The following is a 2,539-nucleotide window of genomic DNA, read 5'->3' as shown; positions in this document are numbered from 1 at the left end:
TAGTTGAAACTCTGATATGAGCAAATACTTACGAATTTAGGTTCTACTTAACTATAACTTTCAAAATTCTTTCTCTACTAGATAGTAACAACAAACAAGGATAAACAAACAAGGATAAACATCTACCATTGATGAGACATCAGCTCAACCTAGTGCGACTTACTTACATATAGTGTTTACCTAGTTTGAGTGATTCTCATTTTATGACATTCCCTGTAGAAAATTATCCCAATATTATTAGTGAGTCAGGAGTGACATTAGTTGTCACTATTGATTCCTATTTTTTTGGGAGTTTCTATCAAGAGACTGGAGTTTTTTGAGTCATACACTATTAGCGATAGATATCTGATGTTCTAATGCTGTTGTTAACAAACAACTCAAAAGAGATATCAGTAATATGATTACAAAAAAACCAGAATCTATAGATTATAATTGTAAAATCTATAAAGCTTTAAAGCTTTTAGCTGAAGGTTTATATCCATATATTGAAACAAAAATGCGAGAATACTACTCAGATAATTGGTTGGATAAGGTAAAATATATCTTAAAAAATCAGCAAGGATTGAAAAAAAGCAACTTAGATGAAACTTTGCGTCAAGATGTATTCCTCCAACTCAAGCTAATTTATAAACTGTGGGATAACGTCTTTGAAAATCATCTAAATCAAGCAACAGAAGAAAAACTTAGATTCAGTAAATCAAAAGTAAAAAAACTTCTAAATATTCGTAATAATATTGCTCATTTTTTGCCATTTAGCAAGAATAAAGCTGATACGGCGCTTGACAGTATTATTCAACTACTTAAAGCTATAGGTGCAGCAGAAGTAGAAAATGTAGAAAATGAAAAACAGGAATTATTACAATTCTTGTCCTAATCATCTCAAAGAACAAAAATTTACTATTTGTTGACATTCACTTAACTATAGTGCTAACTTAGTTTGAAGTGTAAGCTGTAACCTTATCTACCGTAATTTAACTATTTCGGTACGAAATAATAAGATTTCAGCTTACACCTAAAGTTTATTTAGGTGTAAAAAAATGATTCAATCATTAGTCTCATTATATTGGGATTATCAAAACGTTCGTATTAATTGCAATCCTTATTTTGCCCGATATTGTCAAAATTTTGCCTACTTACATGGTAGTTTATTAAACCAAAGAGTATATAGCTATTGGCGAAAGGAAAGTCAAAGTTATGAACAACGTTTATACGAATTAGGTTTTGACTGTATTGACATTCCTAAAACAGAAAAACAGAGTGTGGATAAAAAATTAATAGCTGACTGTGAAAGAGAAATTTCTTCGACTGTATCTGCTGAAATCCTAATTTTAATTACTGGAGATGAAGACTATAAAAATATTGTTTGTAAATGGAAAGAGCAAGGTAAAAAAGTATTCATTTTTGCTAACTCAAAGAATGCTAATCAAAAATTACTTGAAGCACTTTACTTAATTGCTAAATTTATTAAAGCTATTGATGCGCCAGAAGCACAAGAATTAGCAAAGGAAAAACAAGCAGTTTCCAGACTTCTCTATCAAGAACAATTTCGCCATGAAGTTCGCCAGAATATTTCCCCAGAAAAAGAGAAAAGTATTAGGGATAGATTAGAAATAATACTAGAAAAAATACCGTTTCAAGATGCTTCTCTTTTACAAGATGCTTTGATTCACTCTACATATCTCCAGGAAAATTTGAACAAAGCAAAAGAAGTGAATGAATATTCTGACCGTCTAGAATTTATCGGTTATAAATTGCTATCTTTTTTAAGTGCAGAGTATCTTTACCATCATTATCAAAACAAAAGTAAAGATGAAATAGAAAACTTACATTTGATTTTGGGAAAAGATCGACAGTTAGCCAAATTTGCCAGAGATTTAAACCTCGGAGAATATATATTACTTGGCAAGGTAGAGGAGGCAAAACAAGGATATGAAAATAATTTATTACTTAGTCAAATTTTTACATCGGTGATTGGAGCTTATTATATTGATTCGGGAGTTGAAGCAGTTCGCAATTTTCTAGAGCAAATGTTTACTAATGCTCTGGAAAATCCTCTTGATTTACAGGCGGAAAATCAGGAAATTAAAAGAGAAAACTATAATTCTAAAATAGAAAATTCTAATCCCAAAAATTATTTTCAAGAGTGGGTACAGAAAAAAGGAAAATCTACAGATGTGCCTAGATATAAAACTGACAAATGTGGTGGTTCAGACCATCAACCTATTTTTTTGTCTGAGGTATTTGTGGCTGATATAAAGTATGGTCAAGGTGAAGGTAGAAGTAAAAAAGATGCAGAAAAACGTGCTGCTGAAAATGCACTAGCTAAATTAAAACAAGAAGGATTAATATAGATAAATATCAATAAATTTAAAATTGGCAAATGATAGATAAAATACCCGAATTTAAAAATCAAGAACTTTTGACACAAGCTCTAACCCACCGTTCCTATTTAAACGAAAATTCTGGGGATGGGGATGAAGAAGACAACGAAAGTTTAGAATTTATTGGGGATGCCGTACTAGGTTTCTTAGTAGAAGAA

2 protein-coding genes and 1 pseudogene are annotated in these 2,539 nt (G+C 30.8%); all 3 read left to right on the top strand.

Annotation, left to right across the window (positions count from 1 at the left end; genetic code table 11):
- Positions 1-397: 397 nt before the first annotated feature.
- On the top strand, positions 398-874 hold the full coding sequence (locus tag F6K22_RS38445) for a Swt1 family HEPN domain-containing protein (protein ID WP_293110153.1): 477 nt from the start codon (positions 398-400) through the stop codon (positions 872-874).
- Positions 875-1,037: 163 nt separating this feature from the next.
- Positions 1,038-2,351 carry a putative dsRNA-binding protein gene (locus F6K22_RS38440; protein ID WP_293110151.1) on the top strand — a complete coding sequence of 438 codons (1,314 nt, stop codon included), beginning with the start codon at positions 1,038-1,040 and terminating at the stop codon, positions 2,349-2,351.
- Between the two features lie 29 nt (positions 2,352-2,380).
- A pseudogene (locus tag F6K22_RS38435) lies at positions 2,381-2,539 on the top strand (ribonuclease III); the annotation flags it as partial.

Origin of the sequence: Okeania sp. SIO2F4, assembly GCF_010672385.1 — a bacterium.
Lineage (GTDB): Bacteria > Cyanobacteriota > Cyanobacteriia > Cyanobacteriales > Microcoleaceae > Trichodesmium.
The sequence above is the reverse complement of the archived record's forward strand: the minus strand, read 5'-3'. Positions and strand labels throughout refer to the sequence as shown.

What these genes read in the sequence shown, in the direction of transcription:
- F6K22_RS38445 (WP_293110153.1), top strand. Translation starts at nt 398, where the DNA reads ATGATTACAAAAAAACCAGAATCTATAGATTATAATTGTAAAATCTAT.
- F6K22_RS38440 (WP_293110151.1), top strand. Translation starts at nt 1,038, where the DNA reads ATGATTCAATCATTAGTCTCATTATATTGGGATTATCAAAACGTTCGT.